We start from the raw sequence: 14,989 nt of genomic DNA on the forward strand, positions 1-14,989 counted from the left end.
AGTATTAAAAGTTCCAAAAAATTGATATATATTGCTCTAAGTTTTCTTTATTTTTTTCCCCTATTTCGATATAATCAATTAATTCATTTGCAATTGACCGTAAAAAGTCTGGCGAACATTTATATTCTTCTATTAACTTTTTATAATAATCAGAGGAAAAGCTTTTTTTACTTAAATCATTAATCCTTGATTTTAATTCTTTTTCCCTTAATTGTAAATTATCTATTTCCTTTGAAAATAATGAACTTAATTCATTAAATTGTGTTTTTGATATTACACCACTAACTTTATCAATATAGGAATTCTTTAGTGCTTCATTTCTATAAATTATATCCCTTTCCAATTTGCCTAACTGTACATTTAGTCTCTTTGACATGTTTGCAACATCATTATCCTCTGATAGTTTTTTAGCTAATTCATTAATGTTACAATATAAATTTATATATTCTATTATTTTTTCTAAAATCACTTTTTCTAATCTTTCTAAACTTATTGAGTGACTCGTGCATAATCTTTTCTTTGTATCAATTAAATATTTTCTGCACCTTAAGTAATTTTGACCTTTTCCATTGCAGTTCTTGGCCATCGTACTCTTACAATCCAAACATCTGACCTTTCCAGAAAACAAATGTGCCTTTCCACTTAGAGTACTTCTGATTCTAGAACTAATTCGTCTTTGAACAATTTCAAAAGTTCCCTTATCTATTATTGCTTCATGAGTATTCTCCACAATAATCCACTCTCTTTGCTGGAGAGTTTTTATTTTTTTAGATTTGTAATTTATTTTTTTACACTTATGCTGTACCATATTGCCTATATATACTTGATTTTTTAAGATTCGTTTAATCGTAGTCTTATTCCAAAGCCCACAATCATTTTTTAATGAGGAATTTTTATATCTTAATCCTTTTAATTGCTTGTATTTTGTAGGATTGGGTATATTTTTTTCATTTAATATATTTGCTATCCGCTGCGTTCCATTTCCATCTATATATAAACTAAATATTATTTTCACTATTTCTGCCGCATCTTTATCTATAATTAACCTGTTTCTATCATCAGGATCTTTAGAATAACCATAGCAAGAAAATGATCCGATAAACTTACCTGCCTTTTGTTTCATACGAAAAGTGGCTTTAATTGACTTTGATATGTCTTCACAATACCATTCATTTATTAACCCGTTTATCTGACGTGATTTTTTATTGTTTTTATCAAGTGTGTCAACACCATCAATAATAGCAATAAACCTTATATCCCATTCTAAAAACTTATTATGAAGATACTTTTCTACCAATTCCATATCTCTTGTAAATCTTGATTGGGTTTTGCAAAGTATGATATTAAACTTACTCATTTCCGCATCTCTAATCATTTTATTAAACTCTGGTCTATCCACGTCAAGCCCTGAATAATCATCATCACTATATATTTTGTAAATATCCCAACCTTTTTCTAAAGCATACTTCATTAATAAGTTCTTTTGATTTTGTATACTCTCACTATCATCCATATAACTTTTCTTGTTTTTATCCTCATCGCTTAATCTGCAATAAATAGCAACCTTATTCATTATATTAAGCACCCCATTTATATTATTTAAAATATAGAATGTATTTTATTTTAGATAAAATCTTCAGAAAAGCTGGCCAGATTCTATAAACAAAGTTCTTGGCATCAGATAAATGCATTATTATTAATTCATACTTTTTTCTTTAGTTTTTATTATTTTATAAATTAAGTCCTCTAAAATCTTTTTCTTTTCATCTTCATTTTTATTTTTAAATGTTTCAGATATTTTAAGTTCAATTTCTTTTTTTTTCATAAAAAATTCCCCCATATTAAAATATGAGGGAATTGATTAAAATATATCAAATTTTATGCTGCGCTACCTTCAACAGAAGCTCCCTTTAATGATTTAAAGTAATTCTCTCCTTTTTCTGCATCATATTGTTTTTCCCATTTTGATATAACTACAACAGCTAGTGAATTACCTATAACATTTACAACTGTTCTTGCCATATCAAGTATACGGTCAATTCCTGCAATGAATGCTAGTCCTTCTAGTGGAATACCTACAGAACCAAGTGTAGCAAGTAGTACAACAAATGATACCCCTGGTACACCAGCTATACCTTTTGAGGTAAGCATTAATACAACAACTAAATTAATTTGCTGCACTATTGATAAGTGTATTCCGTACATTTGTGCAATAAATATTGCTGCAATTGCTTGATAAAGTGTAGATCCATCAAGGTTAAATGAATAACCAGTTGGAACAACAAATGTTGCAATGGACTTCGGACATCCAAACTTCTCCATTTTCTCCATGATTTTAGGCAAAACTGTTTCTGAGCTTGATGTACTATACGCAAGTATAAGTTCGTCTTTTAGAATTTTTATAATTGTCATAATATTTGTGCCAACTATCTTTGCTATTAATCCTAGTACAACTAAGACGAAGAATGCCATAGCTCCATAAGTAGTAATAGCTAATTTACCAAGAGGTATTAGGGATTTAACTCCAAATTTGGAAACGCTTACACCCATTAGCGCAAATACACCAAATGGAGCAACCTTCATAATTTGATTTGTCATCCAGAACATCGCATCAGCAGTTCCTTGACAGAATTTAAGTACTACTTTTCCTTTTTCTCCAATTGCGGAAACCCCTAAACCAAACATAACTGAGAAAAATATTATTGAAAGCATATTTCCTTTTGCCATAGCATCAACTACGTTCGTAGGAACTATATTTACAAATGTTTCAGCAAATCCATGATGTGCAACTGATTCACTTGTGCTTACATAACTTGAAATGTTTGTTTTTACAAGTTCACTCATGTTAATTCCTGTACCTGGATGGAACAGATTTGCTATAACTAATCCTAATACTATAGCTATTGTAGTTACTACCTCGAAATAAAGTATAGTTTTTCCACCTAATTTACCAACTTGTTTTATATCTCCTGCCCCTGCAATACCAACAACAAGTGCTGAGAATACAATTGGCACAACTATCATTTTAATTAAACGCAAGAAGATATCTCCAATTGGTTGTAAGTAAACTCCAACTGCCGGGTTACCATAAAACACAGCACCAACTATAACACCAAGAATAAGACCAATAACAATTTGTGTTGCTAACCCAAGTTTAAATTTTTTCATGCTATCTCACCTTTCTCTTTTAATTATTATTTTCCATCTTATGTTTTACTAATTGCACTATTAGTTGTCATATTAAGATTTTATAGTCCAAACTATAAAATCCAACGAAAATCTATAAAATAGTTTTTGAAATTTTAAAAAATAATCAGAATTAAATCATTTCTGCCAAATGATTTGATTCTGCTTATTATTATTTAAAGTATAAATCATTCTGATAAATAACAGATATCCCCTGCTAAAATTCAATTTAATATATTGATTGCTTTACCTAGTAAATACAAAAATTTATCATTATACTGGTATATTTGCACTTTTTTTGTTATTCTTATTTACAGAATGTCAATTTGTATTAAATTTAAGGGAGTGTAGATTCGTTGAGGAATGTTTCATTAAAAGGAAACTTGTATATTATTATTTTAATGATTATTGTAGTGCCTTTAGCTGGCGAATTAAAACTATATCCTTTTCCTAATACCTTTAGAATTAGCTTTGGTATTCCAATATTTTTCTTGCTTTTATTAGGAACACGAAAAATACCTTTAGTTATATGTGGAATTCTTGTTGGAGCTTCTGTTCTTCTATTCCGGATCGCTTTAGATTCTAGTACCAGAGGACTTCTATTTGATTACTCTTTTACGCTTCATTTTCCAACATTTTTTTATTATGTGACTTATTCTTACATGTTCCATGTAACTCGATTGAATAACTTACATCGTCATCCACTGATAGTCGGCCTTTTATCTGTTATAATAGAAACAGCTTCCAGTATTGTTGAGTTATCTATTAGACACTACTTTTTGAAAGATATTATTACTTTGCCTATTTTAAATGAAGTTGTCATTATTGCTATTATAAGGAGCTTTTTCGCTCTTGGATTCTTTTATGCCATAAAACTTCATGAAGCTGAAATATCATCAATACAACAGCAAAAGCAGAATCAGCATATGCTTTTACTTATATCTGGTTTATATGAAGAATCTATTCAACTAAAAAAGTCTCTGAAAGATGCTGAGGAAATTACGAGAGATTGTTATGAATTATATCAGAACTTACTAAATAACGAATGTTCCTTAAGCTCAGAGGAACTAACGCAAAAAATATTAGGTATTGCTGGTCAAGTACATGAAATCAAAAAGGATAACCAAAGAATCTATTCTGGGCTTGCTGAGATGATTTCTGCAGAAAATTCAACAGATTATATGAGCATAACTGAAATAGGAAATATTATTATTCAAACAAATCATAAATATGCTCAGTCTTTGGGAAAAGATATTAAATTTATTCTAAACATCGAGGATTCAATACCTCCTTTACATGTTTATACTACTTTATCCCTTATAAACAATTTAGTTTCTAACGCTGTAGAATCCATAAAAAATACAGGTTTAATAAAAATATCTATCAGCAGAAATACAAAGCATATTGAATTTAAAGTTTTCGATACTGGCGCAGGCATTCCAAAACGAAAAACTGAATTAATTTTTAAGCCGGGATATACTACGAAATATGATGTAACTGGTAAACCTTCAACTGGCATGGGCCTTCCCTACGTTAAAGACGTAGTAAATAACCTTAAAGGCTGCATCTTTATTGAGAGTAACCCCGAAAAAAATGAAACCGTTTTTACTATACAATTACCGATCAGCAGTCTAGTGGAGAAAGGGTGGTAATATGAAATTTTTTATTGTTGACGATGATGAGGCTATTCGCTCAATGTTAGCTGAAATAATTGAGGATTATGATCTTGGTGAGATTGTTGGCGAAGCAGATAATGGTTCTATTATAGATAGTCACTTGCTTAGCCTTAAGAAAGTAGATATTCTTATTATTGACCTATTAATGCCTATTAAAGATGGAATTCAAACCATACACGATTTAAATGGAGATTTTCATGGAAAAATTATCATGATTTCTCAGGTTGAAGATAAAGAAATGGTTGGCAAAGCGTATTCTTTGGGCGTTGAATATTACATTACTAAGCCAATTAATCGTTTAGAAGTAATAAGTGTTATTCAAAAAGTAGTTGAACATATAAAACTGCAGAAATCTATATATGATATTCAAAAAACCTTGAATATATTAGAATTTGGTAAACAAAAACACAAAGATGAAAATAATTTTATAAATAAAAATATAACCTTGGCAGGTCAATTTCTATTAACAGAATTAGGAATGATCGGTGAAAGTGGAAGCAGAGATTTGTTAGATATGTTAGAATACTTATTTCAACAGGAGAATCAAACTCCCTTTGAACATGAGTTTCCTCCTCTTAAAGACATTTTTACTACTGTAGCAAGTAAAAAATTAGGAATATCAGCTACTGCTGCGGATTTACAAAAGGAGATAAAAGCTTCTGAACAGAGGGTTAGACGAGCAATATTTCAAGCTTTAAATCATCTTGCTTCTCTTGGCCTTACTGATTATTCCAATCCTAAATTTGAGGAGTATGCAACAAAGTTCTTTGATTTTACTGAAATTAGAAAAGTAATGTTGGAATTAGAAAATGACACTAAACCTTCAATATCTCGAATTCGTATTAATACAAAAAAATTTGTTAGAGTTCTTTATTTAGAATCTAAAAAAAGAATGTAATTCTTCATGTGTCTTTAAGAGGCTTCACCTCATGTAGTGGACCCTCAAAATCCTGGTGCAGTAGATGAAGTATTAAATATGGGAGCCCATTGGAATGAAGAAGGTTTTAAAAAATATAGAGAAAATATAATAAAGACAAACAAGCAGATTCAAGCTACATTTCAAAGAGCATATAGATTTATAGGCGCTGCAAAGCTTGTACATGATGATTGGAGTAATTATAATAAAGTTTTTTTAGACTATTCAAAGTTGGCATCATTAGAAGAAGACTTAAAGAGTAAGATTTTATCTCAATATGAACCTACTAATATAGGCAGTGAAAGGCACTTATTTGCCACAGCATTTACACCTAATGGTATTATAACTTTCATGGATGAGCTATGCGCTGATTGTGAAAAAGTATATGTATTAAATGGTGGGCCAGGTACTGGTAAAACACAAATTCTAAAATTTATGGTGAATGAATCCTTGAAAAGAGGTCTTTTTGTTGAAATATATCATGATCCTCTTATTCCTGAAAGAATTGAGCATATTGTAATACCAGATTTAAAAACTGCAATAGTAACTTCAAACGAAATAAACAATAAGAAATTTAATGGTATTCAAATTTATATGGAAAACCTTGTAGACTATTCTCTTGTTGATAAAGATGACTTACAAAGAGATAAAGAGATTTTTTATGATCTTTTAAATAAAGGACTTTCTATTATATCATCTGCTAAAAAACTTCATGATGACCTTGAAATATATTATATCGGAAATATGATTTTTAAAGATATAGATGAAGCTTATAATAATTTAATAAATAAGCTTTTAAAATATGAAGAAGATTATAAGAAAGAACAGGGTTTATAACCATAAACCCTGTTCTTTCTTATTTTTTTATTCTGAATCCTTTAGTATCTGAAACAACTCTATCTATAGAAGTAATTTTTCCTGTGATACAGCCTCTACAGTGTGCAGGAGTATCACCTGTACAAATCTTACCTGGATAAAGGGCATATAATTTTCTATATTCACCTTCAGTTACATTTGGCATAACTACATTAGCTCCGCTCTTAAGTGCTATAATTCTTCCATTTTTATTTAGACTCTCCATAGCAGTAGTTGCTGGAATGTTCACATCAGGCATTAATAATCTTGTTATTGCCATAACTTTTAAACTTCTTGTAAATTCTCCACCTTTTTCATCCTTCAAAGGAGTATCTTCATTGGGAATAAACGGTCCAACCCCTATCATATCTGCGACTATTTCTTTAAAGAATAAAATATCATCAGCTAGTGAACTTAATGTTTGATTTGGCAAACCAACTAAGCAACCTGTACCAACTTCATAACCTAATTCCTTTATATCCTTTAAGCATCTTTTTCTCTCCTCATGGCTCATTCCCGGATCCATATCCTCGTATAAGGCTTTATCGGTAGTCTCTATTCTGATTAGATACCTATCGGCTCCTGCTTCCTTATAAGCCTTATATTCTTCAAAAGTTTTCTCTCCTACACTTACGGTAATTGCCACATCTAGTTCCTTAATATTAGATATTATGTATTTCATCTTATCTACAGTATAAAAATCGTCTTCCCCGGATTGTATTACTATTGTTTTGTATCCATAACTAACTGCTTTCTTAGCTAAGTCTATTATTTCATCTGGTGATAATCTATATCTTTTTACGTTCTTGTTAGATGCCCTTAGTCCACAGTACAAACAATTTCTTTTGCATATATTAGAAAACTCTATTAATCCTCTTAAATGCACTTCATCTCCAACATATTTTTTTCTCACTCTATCTGCCGCATTAAAAAGTTCCTCATTACAGTTATCATCTTCTAATATTTTAATTATTTCTTTCCTATCTAAAATATGAGTCAGTTCTGCTTTTTTTATCAATTCAACGCTTGTACCCATCTCTCACACAAATCCTTTCTTAAATAATTTTAATCTATCTATAATTATTTTAATAAAATAATTGAATTTTAACTAGATGTATATTTTAAATTTATAAAATATACTAAATTATTTATATAATTTTATAAATTACATAATAAAATTATATAAATAAAGGAGCCTTCAAAATTTGAAAGCTCTTTTATTTAATCGAGGGAGTTCTATAAACATATAGTTGATGTAATGCCCTTGTGGCCATTACATATTTTAACTTATCTTCTTCATGGTAAACATCTTTTTCAGTATCAATAAATATAACAGCGTCAAATTCTAAGCCTTTAGCAAAATAGCTAGGCAATATAACTTCTCCGCTTGTATAAATTATATCTTCCCTATCCAACGCCTTTATATGAATATTTTTCTTAAGGAGCTTACCTATAGTATCTGTTTCCGCTAAGTCTCTGCAAATTACAGCAATACTTTCATAACCCTTTTTTCTCAGCTCAGAAACATCCTCAATTATTTCATATGCAAGATCATTCAAATTATTTATCTGTTTTTCTATGACCTCTTCACCATTTCTAACTATAGCAGTAGTTTCATTATTTTCTATGTATTTATTAGCATAGTCAATTATTTCTTTTGTAGATCTATAGCTTTTTGAAAGGGTAAAGGTGTGTACATCTAAACCAACTAATATATTTTCTAAATCTAGCATCGCTGGATTCCCATTTATAGGCATTATTCTCTGATTGCTATCACCTACTATAGTAAAAGATTTACATGCTGTTAGCTCCTTTATTATGCGAAACTGTAATGGAGAATAATCTTGTGCCTCATCTATAACAATATGTCTTATTTCACTACTGTACTTTAACCCTTCTAGCTTTATCTTTAGATAAATAATCGCTGCTAAATCATCGTAGGTTAATTCCTTGCCTTGATTAAACTCATCGTATATTTCGATAATATTCGGGTTATCTAGCCATAGCAATTCTCTCTTAATTCTAACTACTTCTTGTATCGTTTCTCTTATTCTGTTTCTTTTTATAAACTCAAGATTGTTACGCTGATTCTTTAATTCCTCTTCTGACAGTTTGCTAATTGCCTCTTGATGTTCCTTTTTTATCTGCCTTATTATATTATCTCTCTCATCTTTTATTTTAGAATATATTATCCTCTTTATTTTTTTACTTCTTCTGAACAAAGGCATAGATTTAAAGTGGTAGTCAAACATTTTGTCTATTTCTTCCACATTGACTATAACTTTCTCATAGAACTTTACACTTTCTATTTTAAAATGTTTATGATCTAAATCCTCTATGATTTTATCTAGTTTCTTGATATATTCTAATGATCCTTTATATGTTATATTTTCATTAAATACTTTATCTCCACTTAGTATTTTCTCCATATAATCTTTGAAGCTCATTACTTTTTCCAAGTTCAAAATGTCCATGGCAAAATCTTTAAATGTAAGCTGTTTTACTCCTACTTCTCCAAGACTAGGTAAAACTGTTGATATATAATCCATAAATATGCTATTAGGCCCTAGAATTAGAACCTTATCTTGTAATACATTTCTATAATTATATAGTAGATAAGCTACTCTATGTAGTGCTATAGTGGTTTTACCGCTTCCTGCAACCCCATCTACTACAGTAACTTGATTACGTGGCTGTCTTATCAAGTTATCCTGTTCAGCTTGTATTGTCATTATTATATCTTTTAACTTCTCTTCGGTATTTTTACTTAATACCATTTGAAGTATCTCATCTTTTACATCTACACTTGTATCAAACATTCCAAGTAGCTCAGCTTTTTTTATTATGAACTGTCTTTTAGATAAAACATTGGCATTTATTTCTCCTAAAGGACCCCTATAAGTTATTTCTCCAAGTTTACCTGCGTAAAACAATGCAGCAATAGGTGATCTCCAGTCAATTACTACAGGTTCATACTCATCACTTCTAGTTAATCCAAACCTGCCTATGTATATATCCTCATTTTCAAATTCATCCTTAAGGCTAACTTTACCAAAGTAAGGAGAGTTACTAAGTATAGTAAGCTCCCTCAATTTTCTATCAATAATTCTAAATGTTTCTTCCCTGACAAATCTTTCATGGTCAAAATATTCTATTAACTTATCTTCATCATCTCTATATTCTTCAATATTCTTTTTTCTTAGATTTATAATGCCTTCTGTAACTTCTCTTCTTTTATTTGTATATTTAAGAATTTGATTTTTTATTTCTTCAACTACATCGTTAAGCTTTTCTTGCTCAAAAACAAATTCAAATTCCTTTTTCAGTTCTTTTTCCAAATCATTATTTTCCATAGTGAAAATCTCCATTCTACTTTTGTTCTTCTACCGAAGGATTTTCTAATGATTTATCCCCTTTTACCATTTCCATAAATTCATTTCCCATAAGTGTTTCTTTTTCTAATAGCCTCTCTGATATCTCTGTTAGTAAAGTTCTATTATCTTTAAGTAAGTTTATAACCTTCTCATGGGCCTCTTTTATTATTTTCAGTGTTTCCTCATCTATAATAGCAGCAGTTTCAGCACTGCAGTTTAACACTGGCCTTCCATCTAAATACCTATTTTGAATAGATTCAAGCCCCATCATATCAAATCTTTCTGACATTCCATACATTGTTACCATACTTCTTGCCGTTTGTGTTGCTCTTTCTATATCATTAGAAGCTCCCGTAGACATAGTGTTAAACTCTACTTCTTCTGCAGCTCTCCCACCTAACATTACACATATTTGATCTATCATTTCTTCCTTTGTTATTAGATATTTTTCTTCAGCTGGAAGCTGCATAGTATACCCTAATGCCCCCATAGTTCTAGGTACTATGGTGATTTTATGAACTGGATCTGTATTTTTTAAAAGGGCTGCTACTAACGCATGACCTACCTCATGGAAAGCTACTGACCTTTTTTCTTTATCAGATAATATTCTATCCTTCTTTTCCTTACCAGCAATTATTACTTCAACAGCTTCTTCTAGGTCTTCTTGCATTACTTCTTTCCTGTTACTTTTCACCGCTCTCAAAGCTGCCTCATTAATTATATTAGCTAAATCTGCACCTACCGCACCTGGAGTTCCTTTAGCTATAGCATTCAAATCAACACTTTCGGACATTTTGACACCCTTTGAGTGAACCTTTAAGATTTCTTCTCTACCCCTTAAATCTGGTCTGTCTGCTATTACTCTTCGATCAAACCTACCTGGTCTTAAAAGAGCCTTATCTAATACCTCTGGTCTGTTAGTAGCCGCTAGAATTACAACACCTTTAGATGAATCGAATCCATCCATTTCTGCCAGCAATTGATTTAAGGTTTGTTCTCTCTCATCATTTCCAGCTATGTTACCTTCTCTGCTTTTACCTATAGCATCTATTTCATCTATAAATATTATACAAGGTGCTTTCTCCTGTGCCTGTTCAAACAAATCCCTAACTCTAGAAGCTCCCATTCCTACAAACATTTCTACAAATGCTGATCCTGATATAGAGAAAAATGGCACTTTGGCTTCTCCAGCTACTGCTTTTGCTAATAAGGTTTTTCCCGTTCCTGGAGGACCTACAAGCAGAGCTCCCTTTGGAAGTTTAGCTCCTATATCCGTATATTTTTTAGGATTATGAAGGAAGTCTACAATTTCAACCAAAGATTCCTTTGCCTCTTCTTGCCCAGCTACATCGTTAAAGTTTACACCTGTTTCATTTTCTGCATATATCTTTGCTGTATTTTTCCCAAAAGACATAACCCCACTTCCCATTTTCTTATCAAGTCTTCCAAAAAGAATTCTACCAAGAAACATAAATATTATTATTGGAAGTATCCAATTTATAAAAAAATTCTTTATTGGATTATTCTCTTGAGGTGCTCCCCCATACTGTACATGTGCTGCATCTAGTTTTTTAATTAAATCAGGATCATCAACTTTCTCAGTATATAATATTTTGCTTTTTTCTCCTTCTTTGGTTTTAGGAGTAATAACTATTTTATCTCTTGTTATTTGTACCTCTTTGACTTTATTCTGAGAAACATATGTCATAAAATCGCTATACTTTATATGTTGAGTTTTTACATTAACCATATAATCATTAAGAAAAAACATAATAATAGCGACCACTATTGCATAATAAATTCCATATTTAAGTTTATTACCATCAAACTTTTTATTACTAAACATGTCAAGCCTCCATATCAACATAATTATAAATCATATAATTATATTATAACAATAAAACTACTTTTACTAATAGATTTTACAAATTATTTTAAAGTAATTTTAAAATTATCTATATTTTATTTCTCATTTAAGTAAACTATAGCACATTCAGCAAAAACAGCAGCTGCCTTATATATTATGTCTTCATCTATATTAAATTCTGGATTATGAAGAGGCTTAATAATTCCTTTCTTGGAGTTGTATGTGCCTACCCAAAAAAATGTCCCTGGAACTTTCTCCTCAAAACTTGAAAAATCCTCACCTATCATAGTGGGCTTATCAACTATAATTACATTTTTATGTCCTAGTAGTTTGCTGGCAGCCTTTCCTACAACTGATGTAACTTCACTATCATTTATCACTGGTGCATGATATGGAATGAATTCAAAATTATATTTAGCACCATTAGCTAAACTTATGCCTTTGATAATAGATTCCATAATATCAGGGATTTTATCTCTAACTTCATAGGTTAACGTTCTTATAGTTCCCTCCATCTCTGCTTTATCCGGTATTACATTATGAGCTGAGCCTGAATTAAATTTTCCTATAGTTATAACAGCAGGCTCTAATGGATCTACCTTCCTGCTTATTACAGTTTGGAGGGCCATATATATCTCACAAGCAACGGCTATTGGATCTATACATTTATGCGGCTGTCCTCCATGCCCACCTTTCCCATATATGCTTATCTTAAAGTTATCTGACGCAGCCATTAATGGTCCAGATTTGATCCCTATTTTACCAGCTTCAATATTAGGCCAAACATGAGCTCCTATAATTGCATCTACTTTAGGATTCTCTAACACCCCACTATGTATTGTCTTTTCTGCTCCACCTTCCTTCTCTTCTGCAGGCTGAAATAAGAACTTTACATTTCCTTTTATTTTTTCCTTAAGCTCAGACAAAATTGCGGCAGCACCAATAAGCCATGAAACATGAGCATCATGCCCACAGGCATGCATTAAATTAGGGTATTCAGATTTATATTTAATATTATTTTCCTCTGCAATTTTTAAACAGTCCATATCTGCTCTTAAAAGTATGGTTTTACCTGGGTATTTGCCTCTAAGTACCCCAACGACACCTGTAACTCCAACGTTCCTTTGAACCTCTATGCCGTACTGCTCCAGCATCTCTGCTATTATTTTTGCAGTTCTTGTTTCATGTAGTCCTATTTCGGGATGAGCGTGTATATCTCTCCTTATAGCTATAAGTTTATCTTTTATGGCTTCTGCCTTCTTTAAAATTATACTTTCATACACCAATATCCACCTCTTTTATACTAAAATCTTTATTAAAGTATACTATCTAGCTAATTAAAAATAAAGCTAAACTCAATTAATGTAGTAACTATTGTCAAAGACCTAAATAACCTAACATTAATCTTTAATAAATAAAGAATGAGGTTAGTATATCCTCATTCTTTATTTATTAAAAAACTAATTTTCATAATTATAACAATTTACTTTAAATCTTAACGCTAAGTTTATAATATACTTGCTATCCAAAATATAGCAACCTTTATTTTTAGTATGCTCTTCCCCAGTAAACTAAATGTTTAGCTTTTTTGCCACAGCATACACATGTATCTGAAACAACCTCTTGTTCAAATGGCATACAACGAGATGTAGCGCCAGTTACCTCTCTTATCTTATCTTCACAAGCTCTATCTCCACACCACATTGCCTTAATAAATCCTGGTTTATTTTCAATAATATCCTCAAATTCTTCCATAGTTGTTGCTACATAAGTTTTTTCATCTCTAGTTCTTGTAACTTCTTCTAGCATTGAATTATGAATAATATCTAACATCTCTTGAACCTTTGTTTCAATTTCATCCAATGAAACAATTGTTTTTTCTCTGTTGTCTCTTCTTACTAACACAGCTTGATTTTTCTCTATATCCTTTGGACCAATTTCTATTCTTAGTGGAATACCCTTCATTTCATATTCACTATACTTCCAACCTGGCATCTTATCACTATCATCAAGCTTAACCCTTACAACCTTAGCTAATCTTTCCTTTAATTCTTTTGCCTTTTCAAGTACTCCTTCTTTATGCTGAGCAACAGGAATAATTACCGCTTGAGTTGGTGCAATTCTTGGTGGTAATTTTAAACCACTATCATCACCATGAACCATTATTATTGCTCCAATTAATCTTGTAGTTACTGCCCATGTAGTATAATGTGGGTATTGTAACTTTCCACTTCTATCTGAAAATTGGATTGTAAATGCTCTTGAGAAATTCTCACCAAGATAGTGTGAAGTTCCTGCTTGTAATGCCTTTCCATCATGCATTAAGCTTTCGATTGTATATGTGTCATCTGCACCAGCAAACTTTTCTTTTTCCGTCTTTTTACCCATAACTACTGGCATCGCCAACATATCTTCACATAATTTAGAATACATATTTAGTATCTTAAGTGTATGAGCTTCAGCTTCTTCTTTTGTTTCATGGATTGTATGGCCTTCTTGCCATAAGAATTCAGTTGTTCTTAAGAAAGGTCTAGTTGTTTTTTCCCATCTTACAACTGAGCACCACTGATTGTATAGCTTTGGTAAATCCTTATAAGATTGAACAATTTTTGCATAGTGCTCACAGAATAATGTTTCTGATGTTGGGCGAACAACTAATCTTTCAGCTAATTCGTCATCTCCTCCATGAGTTACCCATGCAACCTCAGGTGCAAATCCTTCAACGTGATCTTTTTCTTTTTGTAGTAGACCTTCTGGTATAAACATTGGCATATATACATTTTCATGTCCATACTCTTTAAGCTTTGCATCTACGTACTTTTGTATATTTTCCCAAATTGCATAACCATTAGGGCGAATAATCATGCATCCCTTAACACTTGAATAATCAGCAAGCTCTGCTTTTTTAACGATATCTGTATACCATTGTGCAAAATCAACATCCATAGGTGTTATTTGTTCTACTAATTTTTTTCCATTATCCATTTAAATACTCCTCCAATAATTTTTGAGTTTAATTAGAATTTGATACTTAAAATAATCATCAACTGATATTATTACCAACATTGCGCAATTTAGTAATAAAAGGTAATTAAATGCAATATAAAAAGCCCCT

At 31.0% G+C, this 14,989-nt stretch carries 11 protein-coding genes; 3 read left to right on the forward strand and 8 right to left on the reverse strand.

What is annotated here, in order from left to right; translation table 11 throughout:
- Positions 1-4: 4 nt before the first annotated feature.
- The 3 genes from ACZ5N4_RS24930 to ACZ5N4_RS24940 all read right to left on the reverse strand — a co-directional run bounded on the left by ACZ5N4_RS24930 (position 5) and on the right by ACZ5N4_RS24940 (position 3,168).
- On the reverse strand, positions 5-1,573 hold the full coding sequence (locus ACZ5N4_RS24930; RefSeq protein WP_464205305.1) for a recombinase family protein: 1,569 nt from the start codon (positions 1,571-1,573) through the stop codon (positions 5-7).
- A 123-nt stretch (positions 1,574-1,696) separates the two neighbouring features.
- A complete protein-coding gene (locus ACZ5N4_RS24935) occupies positions 1,697-1,825 on the reverse strand; it encodes a hypothetical protein (RefSeq protein WP_464205307.1) in 129 nt (42 codons plus the stop codon).
- 53 nt (positions 1,826-1,878) lie between these two features.
- A complete protein-coding gene (locus ACZ5N4_RS24940) occupies positions 1,879-3,168 on the reverse strand; it encodes a cation:dicarboxylate symporter family transporter (RefSeq protein ID WP_464205309.1) in 1,290 nt (429 codons plus the stop codon).
- Between the two features lie 374 nt (positions 3,169-3,542).
- Between ACZ5N4_RS24940 and ACZ5N4_RS24945 the strand changes: the two genes are divergently transcribed.
- The 3 genes from ACZ5N4_RS24945 to ACZ5N4_RS24955 are packed head-to-tail and all read left to right on the forward strand — an operon-like array spanning position 3,543 to position 6,615.
- Positions 3,543-4,838, forward strand: coding sequence for an ATP-binding protein (locus tag ACZ5N4_RS24945; RefSeq protein WP_464205311.1), 1,296 nt, complete (start codon positions 3,543-3,545; stop codon positions 4,836-4,838).
- 1 nt (position 4,839) lies between these two features.
- Positions 4,840-5,760 carry a response regulator gene (locus ACZ5N4_RS24950; protein WP_464205313.1) on the forward strand — a complete coding sequence of 307 codons (921 nt, stop codon included), beginning with the start codon at positions 4,840-4,842 and terminating at the stop codon, positions 5,758-5,760.
- Positions 5,761-5,796: 36 nt separating this feature from the next.
- Positions 5,797-6,615, forward strand: coding sequence for a PRK06851 family protein (locus tag ACZ5N4_RS24955; protein WP_464205315.1), 819 nt, complete (start codon positions 5,797-5,799; stop codon positions 6,613-6,615).
- Positions 6,616-6,634: 19 nt separating this feature from the next.
- Here ACZ5N4_RS24955 and hydE read toward each other — a convergent pair whose 3' ends face one another.
- The 5 genes from hydE to proS form a co-directional block, all read right to left on the reverse strand.
- Positions 6,635-7,669 (reverse strand): [FeFe] hydrogenase H-cluster radical SAM maturase HydE, encoded by a 1,035-nt coding sequence (hydE, locus tag ACZ5N4_RS24960; protein WP_464205317.1) that lies wholly within the window; start codon positions 7,667-7,669, stop codon positions 6,635-6,637.
- Positions 7,670-7,850: 181 nt separating this feature from the next.
- Entirely contained in the window at positions 7,851-9,986 is a 2,136-nt protein-coding gene (locus ACZ5N4_RS24965; protein WP_464205319.1) for a HelD family protein, read from the reverse strand.
- A gap of 16 nt (positions 9,987-10,002) precedes the next feature.
- On the reverse strand, positions 10,003-11,853 hold the full coding sequence (ftsH, locus tag ACZ5N4_RS24970) for an ATP-dependent zinc metalloprotease FtsH (RefSeq protein WP_464205321.1): 1,851 nt from the start codon (positions 11,851-11,853) through the stop codon (positions 10,003-10,005).
- A 116-nt stretch (positions 11,854-11,969) separates the two neighbouring features.
- Entirely contained in the window at positions 11,970-13,157 is a 1,188-nt protein-coding gene (locus tag ACZ5N4_RS24975) for a M20 metallopeptidase family protein (RefSeq protein WP_464205323.1), read from the reverse strand.
- A 265-nt stretch (positions 13,158-13,422) separates the two neighbouring features.
- Complete coding sequence (proS, locus tag ACZ5N4_RS24980; protein WP_464205325.1) at positions 13,423-14,859, reverse strand: proline--tRNA ligase; 1,437 nt, start codon at positions 14,857-14,859, stop codon at positions 13,423-13,425.
- Between the last annotated feature and the right edge of the window lie 130 nt (positions 14,860-14,989).

The sequence above is a fragment of the Clostridium nitrophenolicum genome (assembly GCF_055391695.1).

Bases quoted from the DNA above. Each gene is read 5' to 3' on its own strand.
- ACZ5N4_RS24930 (WP_464205305.1), bottom strand. From the start codon at position 1,573: ATGAATAAGGTTGCTATTTATTGCAGATTAAGCGATGAGGATAAAAAC.
- ACZ5N4_RS24935 (WP_464205307.1), bottom strand. From the start codon at position 1,825: ATGAAAAAAAAAGAAATTGAACTTAAAATATCTGAAACATTTAAAAAT.
- ACZ5N4_RS24940 (WP_464205309.1), bottom strand. From the start codon at position 3,168: ATGAAAAAATTTAAACTTGGGTTAGCAACACAAATTGTTATTGGTCTT.
- ACZ5N4_RS24950 (WP_464205313.1), top strand. From the start codon at position 4,840: ATGAAATTTTTTATTGTTGACGATGATGAGGCTATTCGCTCAATGTTA.
- hydE (WP_464205317.1), bottom strand. From the start codon at position 7,669: ATGGGTACAAGCGTTGAATTGATAAAAAAAGCAGAACTGACTCATATT.
- ACZ5N4_RS24965 (WP_464205319.1), bottom strand. From the start codon at position 9,986: ATGGAAAATAATGATTTGGAAAAAGAACTGAAAAAGGAATTTGAATTT.
- ftsH (WP_464205321.1), bottom strand. From the start codon at position 11,853: ATGTTTAGTAATAAAAAGTTTGATGGTAATAAACTTAAATATGGAATT.
- proS (WP_464205325.1), bottom strand. From the start codon at position 14,859: ATGGATAATGGAAAAAAATTAGTAGAACAAATAACACCTATGGATGTT.